The organism is Streptomyces sp. CB01201 (genome assembly GCF_002803085.1).
Taxonomy (GTDB): Bacteria; Actinomycetota; Actinomycetes; order Streptomycetales; family Streptomycetaceae; genus Streptomyces; species Streptomyces hundungensis.
This window is the reverse complement of sequence record NZ_NNBJ01000020.1, coordinates 39,006-54,067: the sequence shown is the minus strand read 5'-3', so window position 1 is coordinate 54,067 and position 15,062 is coordinate 39,006. Positions and strand designations below refer to the sequence as shown.

The window sequence follows — 15,062 nt, the reverse complement described above, 5'->3', positions numbered from 1 at the left end:
TCTGGAGTAGCGGCCCGGCCTGCGGACCATCGCCCCGGCCGCCCCTTTCCCTTCCGTTTCTCCACCCTCCTGCCCGAAAGGAGTGATCCGTCATGTCCACGACCACATCCCTCCCGCCCGCCCCGCCCGCGGTCCCGAAGAACGTGCGCTGGGTACTGCTCGGCGTGATGCTCGCGATGCTGCTGTCGATGCTCGACAACATGGTCGTCAGCACCGCGATGCCGACGATCGTCGGCGACCTCGGGGGCCTCGACCACATCTCCTGGGTCGTCACCGCCTACACGCTGGTCACCGCGGTGACCACGCCCGTCTGGGGCAAGTCCGGCGATCTGTTCGGGCGCAAGCCCATGTATCTGGCCTCGATCGCTGTGTTCATCGTCGGCTCCGCGCTGTGCGGGGCGTCCCAGTCCATGGGCCAGCTCATCGCCTTCCGCGTCGTGCAGGGCATCGGCGCCGGCGGCATCGGCGCGGGCGCGTTCGCGCTGATCGGGGCGCTCGTACCGCCGCGCGAACGCGGCAAGTACCAGGGCATGACCGCGTCCGTCATGGCCATCGGCACCATCGGCGGCCCGCTGCTCGGCGGGTTCGTCACCGGCCACTTCGACTGGCGCTGGGCCTTCTACGTCAACCTGCCGCTCGGCCTGGTCGCCCTGGTCTGGCTCTGGCTGCGGCTCCACGTCCCGGCCAGGCGCATCGAGGCGAGGATCGACTGGGCGGGCATCGTCCTGCTGACGTTCTCCATCACCGCCGTCGTCCTCGCGGCCACCTGGGCGGGCGTCAGCTACGCCTGGGGGTCCTGGCAGATCCTGTCGCTCGCGGCCGCTGCCGCGATCGGACTCGCCGCTTTCGTGCTCGTGGAGCAGCGGGCCGCCGAGCCGCTGCTGCCGCTGACGGTCTTCACCAACCACCGCAACTTCCCGCTCTCGATGGTCATGATCCTCGCGGCCGGAGTGGTCATGTTCGGCGCGGGCCTGTACCTGCCGCTGTTCCAGCAGACGGTCCAGGGCGCCTCGGCCACGAACTCCGGGCTGCTGATGCTGCCGATGATGATCCCCGTCGTGATCGTCTCCACCCTCGCCGGAAAGGCGATGTCCGCCACCGGCAAGTACAAGGTCTTCCCGGTGGTCGGCACCCTCTTCCTCACAGCCGGACTCGGCCTCCTGGCCACCATGAGCACCACCACGTCGTCTCTGGTGACCAGCGTGTACATGGTCCTCGTCGGCATCGGCCTGGGCTTCACTCTCCAGATGGCGGGCACCATCGCGCAGAACAGCGTCCCGCTGCGGGACATGGGCGCCGCGATGAGCTCGGTCAACCTCTTCCGCACGCTGGGCGGATCCCTCGGCGTCGCCGTCTTCGGCTCGCTGTTCACCCGCGCCGTGCGGTCCGCCCCGTCCACCGGCCCGAAGGCCGCCCACCTTGCCGCGGTCACGAACGGCACCGGCCACATCTTCGCGCTCGGCGCGGTCGTCTGCGCGCTCGCCTTCGCGGCGGCGCTCTTCGTCATCGAAGTACCGCTCAAGAAGGCGGGCCCGCCCGCCCCCGTCGTGGCCGAGAACGCTTCGGCCGGCGCGGTCCACTGAACCCTCTCCGCCCCGCGTACTCCGCAGTCCCGCCGTACGCGGCATGAAGGGAGCGCACCATGAACACCACTCACACCCCCCGCATCGCGGTCATCGGCGCCGGCCCCGGCGGCCTGACCTGTGCCCGCGTCCTTCAGCGGCACGGCATCGCCGTCACCGTCCACGACGCCGAGAGCGGCCCCGGGTTCCGCGACCAGGGCGGCTCGCTCGACCTGCACGAGGACAGCGGCCAACTCGCCCTGCGCGAAGCCGGGCTCCTGGAGGAGTTCCTCCGGCTGTGCCGCCCGGAGGGACAGGAGATGCGCCAGCTGGATCCGAGCGGGAACCTCCTCTTCCACCACGCCCCCGAAGCGGACGAACGCTTCAAGCCCGAGATCGACCGCGGCGACCTTCGCGACCTCCTCCTCAACTCCCTTGAGCCCGGCACAGTGCGCTGGGGCCACGCCCTGCGTTCCGTCGACGGGCCCGCCGAAGGCCCCCGCCGACTGCACTTCGCCGACGGGACCACCCTTGAGGCCGACCTCGTCATCGGCGCCGACGGCGCCTGGTCCAAGGTCCGTCGTGCCGTCTCCGACGCCACGCCCGACTACAGCGGCGTCAGCTTCCTCGAAGCCTGGTTCCACGACATCCAGCACCGGCACCCCGACATCGCCGAACTCGTCGGCCAGGGCAGTGCCGGCGTGTCCGACGGCGAGCGCGGCCTGTTCGCCCAGCGCAACAGCGGCGACCACCTCCGCGTCTACTTCATCCAGCGCGTCCCCGCCGACTGGATCGCCGACGCCGGGCTGACCGTTGAGGACACGGCCGGCATCCGCGCGCTCCTCCTCGACCGGTACCGCGACTGGTCGCCCCGGCTGCGCCGCACGATCACCGACCACGACGGCCCCTACATCCACCGCCCCCTCCACGCCCTGCCGGTACCGCACACCTGGGAACAGAACCCGGCCGTCACCCTGCTCGGCGACGCGGCCCACCTCATGCCGCCGCTCGGCGTCGGGGTCAATCTCGCCATACTCGACGGCTGCGAACTCGCCCTCGCCCTCGCGAACAGCGGCACCGTGGCCGAGGCCGTCCACGCCTACGAGGCGACGATGGTGCCCCGCTCCCACGCGTGGCAGAGGCTCCTGGACCACGGCGCCGAGGAACTCCTCTCGGCGGAGCTGCCCGACTTCGTCACAGACAGCGCGCACTGAGAACCCGGCGCCGCAACCGGCCGCCGGTCCGGGCGCCGCCACGAACATGATCCCGGTCACGGGATGCCCGGACCCGTTTCCGGGAAATACGTCCACCCATTTACGTAGCGAGTTTTACGTACCGAGTGTTCCGGTGCAGGTGAATTCCCGCGATGACATGCCTGTGGGCTCCCCGCCTTGTTTTGGCGGGGAGCCCACAATTCAGCTATTTCGCGGCCGCGAATTACCAGCGGTACCAGCGGCCGCTTCCTCCCTTGGGGCGGGCGACGAAGCCGACCAGCCAGACGACGAGCACGATGATCGCGATCCACCACAGGGCCTTCAGGGCGAAGCCCGCACCGAAGAGGATCAGAGCCAGTAGAAGAACGAGAAGCAGGGGAACCATAGTTATCAACCTCCGAGCCACCGAATGCCCCCGCCGAGGCGGCCCACACCGGTTCGCGGCTACTGTTTACAAGATTCTTGACCGGGCAAATGGTCATGCTTCTTCGGCTCGCCACGGGGGCGCACCGGGGCTCGCCGCGGGACCACACCGGATCCGCGGAATCCGACTCGCGTCACCGGGCGCGAGTTGTGCGCCAGGTATCGCGAACGTGATCTGCCTCTCGGGGAGTTGAAGCGGTCGTCGGAGCCGAAAGCCTTCTCCGCGAGACGGCCGGCCACATCAGGCGGGACACGGCGCCGGCGGAGTTGCCGTCGCGAGACCTCCGGGTCGGTCGGCCGGATGCCGCAGGAGGGCGACCACCTCGCCCACTCGGATGGCTTAAAGTTCCGGTGGGGTCGCTTGATCCCTTGGAAGAGGGAGGCCCTGTGGCTGACAAGCATGTTTCGGAACGTTTGATCGGTCTCCTGTCGGTCCGGGGAGAGGATCTGGGCGCCGAGTGGGCGGAGAGGGTGACCGGTTCGCTGGGCGGACGGGTGGCCCGTGCCGAGGTCGAGCGCGAGTTGCGGGAGATCTACACCGCTCTGGTCGCCGCGCTGGCCGACGGGAGTCTGGACGGGCACGGCGAAGCGTTCGGTGAGGTACGCGCGCTGCTGACCGAACTCTCCCGCAACCGGGCCCTCCAGGGCTTCACTCCCACCGAGACCGCGGTGAGCGTGTTCGCGCTCAAGCAGGTTCTGGAACCGTCACTGGCCGGTGAGGACGGCGACGTCGAGGCGTACCTGGAGTTCGCCGGTCTCCTTGACACCCTCGGCCTGTTCACCATCGAGGTCTACGCCCGCACCCGCGAAGAGCTGATCTCCGCGCAGGCCGAGCAGCTGCTCGAACTCTCGACCCCGGTCGTGAAGCTGTGGGACAACGTGATCGGCGTCCCGCTCGTGGGCACCCTGGACTCGGCACGCACCATGGTGGTCATGGAGAAGATGCTCCAGGCGCTCATCGACACCGGGTCGGAGCAGGCCATCATCGACATCACCGGTGTGCCGACCGTGGACACCGAAGTGGCCCAGCACCTCCTGAAGACGGTCGTCGCGGCCCGTCTGATGGGCGCCGAGTGCACGATCTCCGGCATCCGTCCGGGGATCGCCCAGACCATCGTCGCCCTCGGCATCGACTTCGGGGACATCGTCACCAAGGCCACGCTCGCCGACGCCCTGCGCCATGCGCTGCGCCGCACCGGCAACACGGTCTCCCGTACCGCGCCGCAGGCCGGTGCCCGGTGAGCGAGCGGGTTCCCATCCTGAGGATCCGGCAGGTGCTGCTGGTGTCCATCCAGACCGACCTGGACGACCAGGCCGTGCTGCTGCTCCAGGACGATCTGGCCCAGGCCGTGGTGGACAGCGGTGCGCACGGGGTGGTCATCGACATCACCGCCGTGGAGATCGTCGACTCGTTCGTGGGGCGGATGCTGGCCACCATCGCCTCGCTGTCCCGGTTGCTCGACGCGGGGACCGTCCTGGTGGGCATGCGGCCTGCCGTCGCCATCACCCTGGTCGAACTCGGCCTCTCCCTCGGTGGCGTGCGGACCGCGCTGACCTTGGACAAGGGGTTGCGGATGCTGGAGGACGACCACGCCGAGCGAGGGCACGAGGGCATCGCGCCGGATGTCGCGGCCGGCGCATGAGCGGCGCCTCCCGTACCTCGGAGGTACTGGAGATCACCACCACCGCCGGTGTCGTGCAGGCACGCCAGCAGGTGCGCGCACTCGCCCAGCAGTGCCGGCTCTCCCTGGTCGACCAGACCAAGCTGATCACGGCCGCGAGCGAACTGGCCCGCAACACCCTCGTCCACGGCGGAGGCGGCACCATGACCGCCCTCCTGCTGGAGGAACGCGGCCGGCGTGGCGTGCGCCTGGCCTTCGCCGATCGGGGACCGGGCATCGCGGACGTCGACCTCGCGCTGACCGACGGCTGGACCTCGGGCACCGGTATGGGGCTCGGTCTGTCCGGCTCCAAACGCCTGGTCGACGACTTCGTCCTGGACACGACGCCGGGAGCGGGCACCACCGTCACCATCACCAAGTGGGGCCGATGACCGTCACCCGTTCACCGGTGCTGGTGGACTGCGAGGACGTGGCCTGGTTCCGCGACCAGCCCGAGGCCGCCCGCGGCGCGGCCGCCGCGCTGGGCCGCAGGATCGGCCTCGATGAGCAGCGGACCGCCCAACTGGTGCTGGCGGTGGCCGAGTTGGCAGGCAACCTCACCAAGCACGCCGTCGACGGCTCCCTCTTGCTGCGCGTGCTGCGCACGCATGCGGAGTCCGGAGCGGAGGCGGCGGCCGGGATCGGAGTGACGGCCGGGGTGGAGGTGATCGCCGTCGACAGCGGGCCCGGCATGGCCGACATCCCGGCCGCCCTGCGCGACGGGATGTCGACCAGCGGCACCCTGGGCATCGGCCTCGGCGCGGTCCAACGCCTCGCCGACAGCTACGACATCCACTCCCGGCCCGGTACGGGCACGATCCAACTCGCCCGCTTCTGGCCGCGTCCGGCGCCGTCGGCCGCGCGGGCCGAACCGGCCGTGGCAGGTGTCACTCGCCCGATCAGTGGCGAACAGACCTGCGGTGACGCCTGGGCCGCCCGCACCGACAGCGGCTCCCTGCCAACCGTCCGCGGCCGGGCACCCTCGGCCGGGCCGCGGGGCGACGGGACGCCCCCGCACGGCCCGTCCGCAGAGGGCCGCCCGAGCTGGTCGGCTCTGACCAACCCCCTTTCACAGCAGTCGCGTTCGATCGACCCGCGCCCCGCCGGTGCCCGACCGGAGGCACCTGGCCGGCCCGGCCCGGACGATGCCCGGACGGTCTCGACCGGGCGGACCACCCCGGTGCGGGCCGCCTCGCCGGGGGGCGGGGCGGGCCTGCTCGTCATGTCCTGCGACGGGCTCGGCCACGGCCCGCAAGCCGCACTCGCCGCGCAGGCCGCCGTCCAGGCCTTTCGTACCGCGACGGGACGCACCCCCGAGAAGGTGATGGAGGAAGTGCACCGGGCGCTGCGCGGGACCCGCGGCGCCGCCGTGGCCATCGCGCGCCTGGAACCGGACGGGCGGCTGCTGTTCTGTGGCATCGGCAACATCACGGCCGCCCTGGTCACCACGGCCGACCGCACCACGCTGATGTCCCACCCCGGCATCGTCGGCCACCAGATGCGTCAACTGCGCACCTACGAAGCCCAGTTGCCCGCCGCGGGTGTCCTGGTCATGCACTCCGACGGGCTGAGCGAACGCTGGAGCGCCGCCGACCTGGCGGGCCTGCTGCACCACCCGCCCGCGGTGCTCGCCACCGGCCTGCTCCGCCAGGCCGGGACGCGCCGCGACGACGCCAGCGTCGTCATCGCCCGGTCTCCCCGCTGAAGCCGACCGCCGCCCGAGGGCAGGGGCTGATGGCGGTGACGGCCGTGCGACGGCCTGACTTCTCTCCGCGACGGCTGCGACGGCCCTGAGGGCCCTGAGGGCCCTGAGCACACTGACGGCCCTGACGGCTCTGACGGTCACGATGGGCTCGACTCCTCCCGAGTCGCCGGACTTGCCGAACTGGACGGACTCGACGGACTCGACGGATGTGGAATGCTCCCTGCGGCCGTCGGCCGGTACTGCGCGGCCTGGAGTTCGTACAGGCCGCGGAACACACCGGCGGCCCGGTCGGAGAGGAGTTCGGTGAAGGTGCCGCTCTCGACGACCCGGCCCTGGTCGAGGACGTGGATGAGGTCGGCGGTACGGACGGAGCCGAGGCGGTGGGTGATCAGGACGACGGTCTGCCCCTCGTCGGCGAGGCTGCGGAACTCGTCGAACAGCTTCTGCTCGGCCTTGGCGTCCAGCGCGGAGGTCGGCTCGTCGACGATCAGGATCTCCCCGCGGCGGAAGTGCGCGCGGGCGATGCCCAGGCGTTGCCATTCGCCGCCGGAGGGATTGTGACCGCCCTTGTAGCCGCGGGCGAGCAGGGTCTTCCAGCCGTTGGGCAGGTCGGCTACGACCTTTTCGGCGCCTGCGTAGCGGGCCGCGCGGTCACGGCGCTCGGTGCTCGCCGGAACGTCGGCGCGGCCGATGCAGATGTTGACCTCGGCGGTGAACGGCCACTTGTAGAAGTCCTGGCCGACCATGGCGATACGGGAGACGAGTTCTTGGCGGTCGGCGGTGCGGGTGTCGACGTCGTCCCACAGGATGCGTCCGGCGTCGGGCTGGTAGAGGCCCGCGAGAAGTTTCACCAGGGTGGACTTGCCGGAGCCGTTCTCTCCGCACAGGGCGACGATCTTCCCGGTGGGGATGGTGAGGTCGACGCCGTCGAGTGCCTTCCTCCCCTCGACCGGTTCCGGAGAGTCGCTCTTGCCCGGGTAGGTGAACACCACGTTCTCGAAGCGGATTTCGCGCGGCTTCTCCGGGAGGGCCCGGCCGCCGGTGGGGATCGCCCGTACGGTGGCCTCGGCGCACAGTTCGTGCAGGTCGGCGACGAACAGGCTCTCCTCGTGGCAGTAGTTGATCTGGAGCACGAGGTTGGACAGGCTGGACGACCCCGTGCGGATGGCGAGGATCGCGGTGCCGCCGACGGACAGGGCCATCGCCCCGCTCCACAGCAGCCCGCCGAGAGTGGCGTACGCCGCGGCGGTGGCCAGCCCCGTCCAGCCGGCGGCGATGAGGCCGGTCCGGGCGGCGAGATGGGCGAGCCTGCGCTGTTCGGCCTCCTGGTCCATCGACATCTGCCGGAAGTGGGCCAGCAGATACGGACCGACATCGTGGACGCGGATCTCGGCGGCGGCCTCGTTGGACATCAGGAGCCTGCTGATCAGCTGTCCGGCCCGCGAGTGCTGGACCCAGGTCTGGAACGAGGCGTAGCGACGCCGGGCCACGGTCAGGGCGGCCCAGGAGCTGGGCACCGTCATGGCGATGAGCAGCACGATCAACAAGGGGTGCAGCACCGCGAGTACACCCGCGGCGGCCGCCAGGGACATGAGGCCGGTGACGATGTTCTGGACGTACTTCACCAGGCGCCGCGCTGAGCCTGCTCCGTAGGAGGCACTGTCGAGCAGCCGGTGGAACGCGTCGTCCTCGATAGCCGCCAGCTCCACCGCCGCGGTGTGCCGGAGGTACTGCTCGGTCGCCACCCGCTCGACCTTCGGCTCCAGCCGTCCGGTACCGGCCGTCGACACGGAACGCAGCACCGCGCCGAACGCCGCGGTGATCGCGGCCGTCGCGATCGCGCCGCTCGCCGCGGTCAGACGCTGGGCCGTCGTGCCGCCGGTGAGCAGGTGCGCGAGGGCCTGGTTGACGGCGACCAGGCCGATGGCCTGGCAGATGCCCCGCCCGGCCTCGGCCCCGGCGACCAGCCGCAGTGCCTGCCGGTCGGCCTGCCAGGCCAGCTTCACCGTGAGCGCGATCAGCCGGGGGAGCCGGGCCAGCATGGCCCGCAGGTTCAGCTCCAGGAAGGCCTCGTCGTGCTTGTTCCAGCCCAGGTCGTAGCGGAGCGACCCGCCGAACAGTGCCTCCTCGGACGAGGTCGACGCCTGCTCGTCCAGGACCTGCTGCTCAGGCTTCCGCTTCGGCCCGGCGCTCAAGCGGCCCACCCCATCGCGGCGTACGGGCGGCCGACGGCGATGGCCGTGAGTGCCACGGCGGTGTAGTCGACGAGCGGCGAGGGCAGGGCGGTGTAGCGGTGCCATTCCAGTGCGGTGTGCCGGTCGGGCTCGCAGATCCTGGGGGTGCCCTGGTAGCGCAGGACGCGGAAGAAGAGCTGCATTCGGGGCGTACCGGTGCTCGTGTGACGGTGGTGGAGCACATGCACGAGCCTGAGGTCCCCCGGCTCGATGGTCACCCCGAGTTCTTCGCGCGACTCCCTCACCGCGCATGCGGTGGCCGACTCCTCTTCCAGGTGGCCGGCCGGCACATGCCAGGAGCCGGGCGCGAAGGGGGAGTTGGGGGAGCGCCGCTGGAGGAGGACGTGGCCGGCATGCTCGAACACGAGATGTACACCGACGATATTGGGATGGGTTCGCACAGGGCTCCTCCGGTGGCATCAGCACGGACAGGTGCTCGGAAAACTCGCCGGGTCCGTCATGCGTAACGGTGATGCGAGGGCGAATCCTCGCCACAATGTTCCCCGTCGGCTCGGGGGGCCGTGGCGACGGGCCGCGAGTCCGTGATCTTGCGTTCGATTCACTCCTGAGGGGTCGGCCACCCGAACCGGTGATTGCGCGGGGTGTGCCCGCACGCCCGCAGCGACGCCCGGCGGATCGGTAGGACTGGTACGGCTGGCGCCTCCTTGGCCTGCCGAATTCGCCGGGCACCACGATCGTGCTGAAGGTGAACGGGCCTGCCCTGAAAGGCCCTTTCCGAACGCGGAGCACCCGGTTCAGCCGAGGCCCCGATGGGCGGCCCACCATCCGGCGGCGCGGCCGGCGGCGTCGGCGATCAGAGCCGCCAGCTCGGGCCGCTCGGGCACGGGGAAGGAGACATAGGCGCCCCGGCCACCGCCGACCGGTCGTCCGTAGGCCTTGGCGGCGAGGCGGCCGTCGGGGAGGAGCCGGATGTTGAGCGTGGTCAGTGTGAACTCCTGGCCGCGTCGCGTGTCCGTCCAGCGAAGCGCCTCGGGGACCGTGACGTTGATCGCCAGAGCACTCACTTCCGGGCCGTCGCTCATGGGCGGATGGTCTCACGCTCCTCGGCGGGCAGCGGCCTCCGCGCGACCCGGTGCAGTGCCGACGCGGAGCCGACGCGAGGCCGATGCGCGGCCCGGGCCGTGCGGGCTTCTGGCCAAGGGCTGACACGGTGGGCTCGCGGATGGCACAGTGGAACAATGCGTCCAGGCTCTACCTCTCCATCACAGAAGGCAGCGGACACCGCGGCAGAGGTGAGTGGGCTGCTCGGTGTGCTGTTCGGTAGGGCCCAGGCGAAGGCGCCGGCCGGACCGGTGTCGGCCTCGCAGACGCGCGCCCTGGTGGCGATCGAGCGCCTTGAGGGCGGCAATCTGCGGGCCCTCGGCCAGGCGCTGGGATCGAGCGCGCCGGCCACGAGCCGCCTGTGCGACCGCCTGGAGGCCGCGGGCCTCATCGAGCGGCGCCTCAGCACCGCCAGTCGCCGGGAGCTGGAGCTGTATCTCAGCCGGCAGGGCCGTGCGCTGCTCGACGAGGTGCGCCGCCGCGAAATGCATGAACTTCAGCCCGTCCTCGGCGCGATGGCGCCGGAGGCGCTGGAGCACCTGGCCAAGGGGTTGATCGCGTTCCGGGAGGCGGCGGCCGGGGCCGTCGACGGAGCCACCGAGGACGTGCGCCGGACGGCGCCGCAGGACCCAGTGGACGAGCCCCGACTGAGGATCGCGCGCCCTGCCTGAAGCGGCTTTCCGGCCCGAGCGCCGGTGCGTACTGCCCTACCGGATACCTGGCGAGGGCAATTGTTGCGAAAAGACAACTGATCGCCCTAGTCTCGTCGCGGACGTGTCGGGCGGCCGCATGGGTCGCGGTGCCCGTGGCGAGAGGAGACATCCTGCCATGGGGATCAGCCCTGAAACCCGCCCGGAACCGGCACCGGGGAGACCCGATGTGCCGACCCGGGCCGTGTCGCTCGGGCAGCCCCCGCACAACGCGACCGGCACGCTCGGCCGAAGCCCCGCGGACCCGCTCCGGGTGGGCGGGCGCCCGCGCGTGCTGCTGATCGAGGACGACACGGGCGGTGCCCTGCTCGTCGAGGACATGGTCCCGGACAGCGGCCCACCCCTCGATCTCGTACGGGCGCGGTCGCTCGCGGACGCGCCCGTACAGCTGCGGGCGGGTAGAGCGCCCCGTGCGCTTCTCGATCCCCGGCCGCCCGGCGCCCGGACCCTTGACGCACCCGGCGGCGGCCTGGCCGACGACGTGGCAGTGCTGCTACTCGAATGGACGGTATGACTCCCGAACGCACACGGACATCGACGCTCGGTGCCAGGTGGCGCACGCTCACCGTCAGGAGGTGGTTCCTCCTCGCCCTGGGGGTGATGGGGGCCATGACGCTCGTAACGGCCGGTGTCGGAGCGGCCGTTCTGTCGCGTACCAATGAAGCGGCCGACCGGCTCGTCAACAACGTCGCACCGGCCCGCACCGCCGCCTTCCAGCTCCAGGCGGCCCTGCTCGACCAGGAGACGGGAGTGCGCGGCTATCTCCTGACGGGGGACGGCACGCTCCTTGTGCCCTACGAGCGCGGCCGCCCGGCGGGAGCCGCAGCACGGGCCCAACTGGGCACGCTGGTGGGCGAGATGGGCATGCGGACCGACGCTCTCGTCGCGCTCGACGCCGCGGTGAAGCAGTGGCAGGAGAGCTTTGCCGAGCCCGCCGTCGCCGCCACCAGGTCCCATTCGGGGACCGTCTCCGTAGCGCAGGGCAAGGCCGAGTTCGATCAGGTCCGTACGCGTCTGGCCACCGTCCTGCGGCAGTTGCAGCAGGAACAGGAGCAGGCCAAATCGGACCTCGCCGACGTACGCGCACAGCGCGACCGCACCTTCCTCGCGGCGCTGGTGCTGTTCGTCCTGATCGGCGTGGGGCTGGCGCTGCTCCTCCAGTTCACCGTCGTGCGCCCGCTGGAGGACGTGCGTACGGCCTCGCGGCGGGTGGCCGACGGAGACTTCGACCACCCCATCCCCGCGCACGGGCCGGCCGACGTCCGGGCCCTGTCGAAGGCGGTCGAAGCCATGCGCCTTCGCGTGGTGGGGGAGTTGGGCGCCGGCCGCCGCCGGGAAGCCGTCATGGCGGAACAGGCGTCGGACATGGACGCCCAGGCGGTCGAGCTGCGCCGCTCCAACGCGGAACTTGAGCAGTTCGCCTACGTCGCCTCGCACGACCTCCAGGAGCCCCTGCGCAAGGTGGCCTCCTTCTGCCAGCTCCTGGAGAAGCGGTACGGGGACCGGCTCGACGAGCGCGGCACGCAGTACATCGCGTTCGCCGTCGACGGCGCGAAGCGCATGCAGACCCTCATCAACGACCTTTTGACCTTCTCCCGCGTCGGACGGGTCAACGACGCCTGCGAAGCCCTCGACACGAACGCCGTCGTGGACCGCGCGCTGCGCAACCTGGCCACCGCCGTGGAGGAGCACGGGGCCCGTATCGACTGCCCGGACGATCTGCCGGGGGTGACCGGCGACCCCACCCTGATCACCATGTTGTGGCAGAACCTGCTGGGCAACGCCGTCAAGTTCCGCCACCCCGACCGGCCTCCGCACATCCGGGTGAGTGCCGAGCCGGACGAGGAACCCGGCTTCGTCCGGTTCGCCGTCACCGACAACGGGATCGGCATCGCCCCCGAATTCGCGGAGAAGGTGTTCGTCATCTTCCAGCGCCTGCACAGCAGGGACGCCTACGGGGGCACTGGCATCGGCCTCGCCGTATGCCGCAAAATCATCGAGCACCGGGGCGGCCGCATCTGGGTGGACACCGCCCACACGGACGGGACCCGGCTCGTCTTCACACTCCCCGGTGTTTCCGTGCCCGAGGGCCCGGAGCCGTCCGCATCGCAGTCCGAAGGAGTCGCCTCATGACCACACCCCCGCCGCAGCCCATCGAAGTCCTGCTCGTGGAGGACGACGCGGGCGACGAACTCATGACCCGTGAGGCGTTCGAGGACAACAAGATCGGCAACACCCTCCACGTGGTCCGCGACGGCCTGGAGGCGCTCGACTTCCTCTACCGGCGTGGAGACCACACCGAAGCGCCCACACCGGACCTGATCCTGCTGGACCTGAACCTGCCCAAGTACGACGGCCGCCAGGTGCTTGAGCAGATCAAGGCGGACCCGGAGCTCAGCCACATCCCGGTGGTCGTGCTGACCACCTCGTCGGCCGAGGAGGACATCCTGCGCAGCTACAAGCTGCACGCCAACGCCTATGTCACCAAGCCGGTGGACCTGGACCAGTTCATCCTGGCCATCCGCCAGATCGACGACTTCTTCGTCACCGTGGTGAAGCTTCCCAAGGGCTGATCGCCGGCTGGTTCCTACACGTGGACAGGACCGTCGCGGAGCGCGGCGGCCCGGCCGGTGTGGATGGCGAAGACACTGCCCATGCCGAGGATCCGCAGCAGCCGCAGCACGGGCCACGACGGGGCGGCGAGCCGCAGCCGTTCCCCGAGACCCGAGCGGGCCCGCAGCAGGGTGTTGACGATGGTGGTGTCGGCGAACAGGACCCCCGACAGATCGACCACGACCGGGCCGGCGCCGTAGCGGGCCGCCTCGTCGAGGGCCAGTCGCAGGGGCTGTGCCGAATCGAGGTCGACTTCGCCGTGCACGGCGAGTACGACGGTGTCCGCACTGTGGTACGTGACGAGGAACATCCGCTGATCGGTGATTGGGGTGTCCAAAACTGGCCCCTCGAATGGTGGCGGTGAAGCCGGTTGAGGCCCGATGGGGAGCTCAAAAACTCCCGTAGTCGTAAAGGGGAGGCCCCGTCAGGACAACCCGATCGGGCGACTGGCCCCACCGTAGCGCCAACCGTTGCCAAAAGACAACAGTTCTCGTGAGTTAATGATGAGGTCAAGGGCCCGTCGCGCGTCCGCTACTCCGGGAAACACGTGCTTGACGGCCCTGCGGTGCCGGTACGCTACTGCGTCCAGACCTCTACCCCTTGAACGAAGGCAGGCTGACGGTGAGCCGTTTCCTGGCCGTGGAACGTGCCGTGCGCAGTGCGCCCCCGCACGCTCTGCTCGATGCCGCACGCGCCGCACTCGTGCAGCACTACGAGGCCCTCGGCGTGGAACTCCTCATGGCCGACTACGGCCTCACCGTCCTGCAACCCGTCACCGCGCTGCCCCACACCGCCCAGCCGCTGCCCCTGCACACCAGCCCCGAGGGGCGCGCCTTCGGCAGCCAGGAACCCTTCGGCCAGTACACCGCACACGACGGCGCGGTGGACCTGCACCTGCCCGTGACCGTGCGCGGCGACAGACTCGGCATCCTCACGGTGCGCCTGCCCAAACACAGATGCAGCCCGCAGGCCGTCGATGAACTCACCAGCCTCGCCGAGCTGTTGGGGCACGAGATCATCGTCGCCGAGCGGGACACCGACCTCTATTTGCAGGCCCGCCGGGCCAGCCGCCTGACCCTGGCCGCCGAAATGCAGTGGCAGCTCCTGCCAGGACGCTCCTGCGCCCGCCAGGAGTATGCGATCGGCGCCCAACTGGAGCCGGCCTACGCCATTCACGGCGACAACTTCGACTGGGCCACCACCGCCGAGAGCCTCACCCTCACCATCACCAACGGCATGGGCGAGGGCATCCAGGCCTCGCTGCTCACCAATCTCGCCGTCAACGCCCTGCGCAACGCCCGCCGGGCAGGCATCGGCATCGCCGATCAGGCCGCCCTCGCCGACCAGGCCCTCTACGCCCAGCACGCGGGGGCCCAGTACGTGTCCACCCTGCTGCTGTCCTTCGAACTCGCCACCGGGCATGTGCAGATCGTCGACGCCGGATCCCCGCAACTGTGGCGCCAGCGCGACAAGACCGTCGAACGCATCCCCATCGAGGCGCAGTTCCCCCTGGGCATGTTCGACGAGACGCCCTACGTCGCCCAGAGCTTCCAAGTCCGCCCGGGCGACCGGCTGATCTTCGTGAGCGACGGGGTGTACGCAGCCGCCGGCCAACTCGGCGAGGCGTACGGGGAGCGGGCCCTGACGCGGGTCATCCAAGCGGCGAGCCTGCTGCCCGCGGCCGCGGTCCCGCGCGCCGTCCTCGGCGAGCTGGCCGCCCACCGGGGCGACGCGGCGGACGACGACGAACTCGTCGTCTGCCTCGACTGGTTCGGCCGCGAGGAGCGCGCGGCCCAGTAGCGGCGCCCCGGTCACCGCGCCCGGCCGGGTCCCCTTTGGTTGGCGCGCAGTCCAACCCCTCGCCGCACCGCGCAGACC

At 70.6% G+C, this 15,062-nt stretch carries 16 protein-coding genes; 11 read left to right on the top strand and 5 right to left on the bottom strand.

What is annotated here, in order from left to right:
* Positions 1 to 92 precede the first annotated feature (92 nt).
* On the top strand, positions 93 to 1,583 hold the full coding sequence (locus CG740_RS32390) for an MDR family MFS transporter (protein WP_100578880.1): 1,491 nt from the start codon (positions 93 to 95) through the stop codon (positions 1,581 to 1,583).
* Positions 1,584 to 1,642: 59 nt separating this feature from the next.
* Positions 1,643 to 2,776 carry an FAD-dependent oxidoreductase gene (locus tag CG740_RS32385; protein WP_100578879.1) on the top strand — a complete coding sequence of 378 codons (1,134 nt, stop codon included), beginning with the start codon at positions 1,643 to 1,645 and terminating at the stop codon, positions 2,774 to 2,776.
* Between the two features lie 223 nt (positions 2,777 to 2,999).
* Here the strand turns inward: CG740_RS32385 and CG740_RS32380 are convergent, their stop codons facing one another.
* Positions 3,000 to 3,161, bottom strand: a complete 162-nt coding sequence (locus tag CG740_RS32380; protein WP_100575597.1) for a hydrophobic protein — start codon at positions 3,159 to 3,161, stop codon at positions 3,000 to 3,002.
* Positions 3,162 to 3,586: 425 nt separating this feature from the next.
* Between CG740_RS32380 and CG740_RS32375 the strand changes: the two genes are divergently transcribed.
* From CG740_RS32375 to CG740_RS32360, 4 genes are read left to right on the top strand one after another with little or no spacing between them, the layout of a single operon-like run.
* The gene (locus CG740_RS32375; protein WP_100578878.1) at positions 3,587 to 4,441 is read left to right on the top strand and encodes an STAS domain-containing protein; all 855 of its coding nucleotides are present in this window, start codon (positions 3,587 to 3,589) and stop codon (positions 4,439 to 4,441) included.
* A complete protein-coding gene (locus CG740_RS32370; protein WP_100578877.1) occupies positions 4,438 to 4,842 on the top strand; it encodes an STAS domain-containing protein in 405 nt (134 codons plus the stop codon). Before CG740_RS32375 ends, CG740_RS32370 begins: the two co-directional genes overlap by 4 nt.
* Positions 4,839 to 5,252, top strand: coding sequence for an anti-sigma regulatory factor (locus tag CG740_RS32365; protein WP_100578876.1), 414 nt, complete (start codon positions 4,839 to 4,841; stop codon positions 5,250 to 5,252). Before CG740_RS32370 ends, CG740_RS32365 begins: the two co-directional genes overlap by 4 nt.
* On the top strand, positions 5,249 to 6,565 hold the full coding sequence (locus tag CG740_RS32360) for a SpoIIE family protein phosphatase (RefSeq protein ID WP_100578875.1): 1,317 nt from the start codon (positions 5,249 to 5,251) through the stop codon (positions 6,563 to 6,565). Before CG740_RS32365 ends, CG740_RS32360 begins: the two co-directional genes overlap by 4 nt.
* Positions 6,566 to 6,702: 137 nt before the next feature.
* On the opposite strand, the gene CG740_RS32355 is transcribed toward CG740_RS32360, so the two are convergent.
* From CG740_RS32355 to CG740_RS32345, 3 genes are all read right to left on the bottom strand, one after another.
* Positions 6,703 to 8,865 (bottom strand): ABC transporter ATP-binding protein, encoded by a 2,163-nt coding sequence (locus tag CG740_RS32355; protein ID WP_100578874.1) that lies wholly within the window; start codon positions 8,863 to 8,865, stop codon positions 6,703 to 6,705.
* Positions 8,757 to 9,164: an NUDIX hydrolase gene (locus CG740_RS32350; protein ID WP_159030446.1), complete on the bottom strand. Its 408-nt coding sequence runs from the start codon at positions 9,162 to 9,164 to the stop codon at positions 8,757 to 8,759. Before CG740_RS32350 ends, CG740_RS32355 begins: the two co-directional genes overlap by 109 nt.
* A gap of 390 nt (positions 9,165 to 9,554) precedes the next feature.
* A complete protein-coding gene (locus CG740_RS32345) occupies positions 9,555 to 9,842 on the bottom strand; it encodes a hypothetical protein (RefSeq protein ID WP_100578872.1) in 288 nt (95 codons plus the stop codon).
* A 210-nt stretch (positions 9,843 to 10,052) separates the two neighbouring features.
* On the opposite strand from CG740_RS32345, the gene CG740_RS32340 reads away from it, so the two are divergent.
* From CG740_RS32340 to CG740_RS32325, 4 genes are all read left to right on the top strand, one after another.
* Positions 10,053 to 10,532: a MarR family winged helix-turn-helix transcriptional regulator gene (locus CG740_RS32340; RefSeq protein WP_234376603.1), complete on the top strand. Its 480-nt coding sequence runs from the start codon at positions 10,053 to 10,055 to the stop codon at positions 10,530 to 10,532.
* Between the two features lie 208 nt (positions 10,533 to 10,740).
* On the top strand, positions 10,741 to 11,085 hold the full coding sequence (locus tag CG740_RS32335; RefSeq protein ID WP_100578870.1) for a hypothetical protein: 345 nt from the start codon (positions 10,741 to 10,743) through the stop codon (positions 11,083 to 11,085).
* Between the two features lie 95 nt (positions 11,086 to 11,180).
* Positions 11,181 to 12,704, top strand: coding sequence for an ATP-binding protein (locus tag CG740_RS32330; protein WP_324901183.1), 1,524 nt, complete (start codon positions 11,181 to 11,183; stop codon positions 12,702 to 12,704).
* Positions 12,701 to 13,144, top strand: a complete 444-nt coding sequence (locus tag CG740_RS32325) for a response regulator (protein WP_100578868.1) — start codon at positions 12,701 to 12,703, stop codon at positions 13,142 to 13,144. The genes CG740_RS32330 and CG740_RS32325 overlap by 4 nt, the downstream gene beginning before the upstream one ends.
* A gap of 14 nt (positions 13,145 to 13,158) precedes the next feature.
* Here CG740_RS32325 and CG740_RS32320 read toward each other — a convergent pair whose 3' ends face one another.
* Positions 13,159 to 13,521, bottom strand: a complete 363-nt coding sequence (locus tag CG740_RS32320; protein WP_324901181.1) for an STAS domain-containing protein — start codon at positions 13,519 to 13,521, stop codon at positions 13,159 to 13,161.
* Between the two features lie 284 nt (positions 13,522 to 13,805).
* On the opposite strand from CG740_RS32320, the gene CG740_RS32315 reads away from it, so the two are divergent.
* Positions 13,806 to 14,984 carry a PP2C family protein-serine/threonine phosphatase gene (locus CG740_RS32315; protein WP_100578866.1) on the top strand — a complete coding sequence of 393 codons (1,179 nt, stop codon included), beginning with the start codon at positions 13,806 to 13,808 and terminating at the stop codon, positions 14,982 to 14,984.
* Positions 14,985 to 15,062: the final 78 nt, after the last annotated feature.